Source organism: Aliterella sp. E5.1, from assembly GCF_057473825.1.
On sequence record NZ_JBYCCV010000313.1, the window covers coordinates 1 to 1,734 of the forward strand.

Genomic DNA, 1,734 nt, shown 5'->3' on the forward strand with positions numbered 1-1,734 from the left:
ACCAGTCCAAAGATTTAACATTCAATTGTTAGTCTTTGCTTACTGCATAGATTTATCCTAGGCTTGAAAAGCTTTGACATGAATACACAAACCTGGCAGATGATTGCCTAATCCTCTCAAGTCAGAGAATCTTTCCTATAATCAAGACAAAAGCAGAGTTTAGGTGAGATAGTATGAGCGGTCAGACACGGGATCGCCAGAGCGCGAGCGCTCACTGTAGAGAATTAGCGGCATTAGTCGATAGACACGCATCTGGTCAGGGAAACGGTGTTTATTCAACGGCGTTCGACCCCTTAGAGTTCATGCGAGAGAGCGAGCCTGCTACCGCCATACAGGGAATTAGCGAACCACTGCTGGCAATCGTAGTTCAGGGTAAAAAAAAAGTGTTGCTAAACGAAGAAACCTATCAGTACGGTGTTGGTCAGTATCTGGTTTTGTCAGTGGATTTACCGGTGAGGGGATGCGTGGTAGAAGCGACCCCCGATCAACCATTTTTAGGCTTTAAGCTGAATTTAGACCCCGTTCAACTCTGTGAGATCATTGCTCAAACAAACTTAGACATCGGCAAGAAAAAATCCGTCAGAGGCTTGTTTGTTAGCAATGCGGATTCATCCTTAATTGATTGCGCTATTCGACTTACAAAGCTATTAAATACACCGCAGGATCTTCCGTTTCTTGCACCGATGATCGTCCGCGAGATCTACTATCGTCTGCTCATCGGCGAACAAGGGGAAGCGGTTCGTCAGATTGCTACTGCTGGCAGTAATATGCAGCGCATTGCTGAAGTGATTAAACGACTCCAAGCGGATTTTACCAGTCCTCTACGGGTTGAGGATCTGGCTCTAGCCGCGAATATGTCAGCTTCGTCGTTCCACCGCCACTTCAAGGCAGTCACTTCGATGAGTCCATTGCAATATCAAAAACAATTGAAACTCTTGAGCGCGCGTCAGATGATGCTTATTGAAGATGTCGATGCAACCCAGGCTGCCTATCAGGTAGGGTATGAGAGCGCTTCGCAGTTCAGCCGTGAATATGCTCGGATGTTTGGCGCACCACCCATCAGGGATATTGAGCGGCTAAGAGTGGCCTAAATATAACTACAGATGCAGCATTGGTGTTAGTCCTGGAATACAATGTAGGCGCTGAACCACCTCTACCTGTACGATGGCGATGAATAAAGCAAATGGGATCGCGTCGCAGCGATGCTGGATGGTGGAACGTAAAGCAAGCAATTACCCTTCACAATGGTATTGATGAACAATTGGTGCGCTATTCAAAAATTGATGGTGCAAGTTGACCATTTAATGTAATTAATTATGTTATTTGCAGATGTATAACACTATTTAATTACCCAATACTTTATAGTAAAGTAATATTTGTACTCCTTAAAAAACACAATCAGTTTTGAGAGAAAAATGCTACTAATCTATTTTCCAAGGATTTATCTTTTGCTCTCTAATTTTAATGTAAAGCAAAACCAAATATACTAAATTAAATAGAAAGATACTTGAATAAAGAAAAATCAAAAGTAATGATGATAGTGTGGACAGATAAATTGCAATAAAAGCACATACAGTACCAATCATTTTTGTGATGGCGATTTACATAGACTGTCCTTTGACATTCCCGCGAGATAAAAGCAATGACATGATTAAGTTAATTTGAAAAGCAGTGTAAATTTTGCCATTTTCTATGCCAAATTCGTAAGTGATAAATAACATATAGCAATCCTGA

1 protein-coding gene is annotated in these 1,734 nt (G+C 41.7%); it reads left to right on the forward strand.

The features are described 5' to 3' along the window. The first annotated feature begins 173 nt into the window (after positions 1 to 173). Entirely contained in the window at positions 174 to 1,091 is a 918-nt protein-coding gene (locus tag AC2VE5_RS26685; protein ID WP_486890562.1) for an AraC family transcriptional regulator, read from the forward strand. Positions 1,092 to 1,734: the final 643 nt, after the last annotated feature.

Coding starts and splice junctions, on each gene's coding strand:
- AC2VE5_RS26685 (WP_486890562.1), top strand. CDS start 174: ATGAGCGGTCAGACACGGGATCGCCAGAGCGCGAGCGCTCACTGTAGA.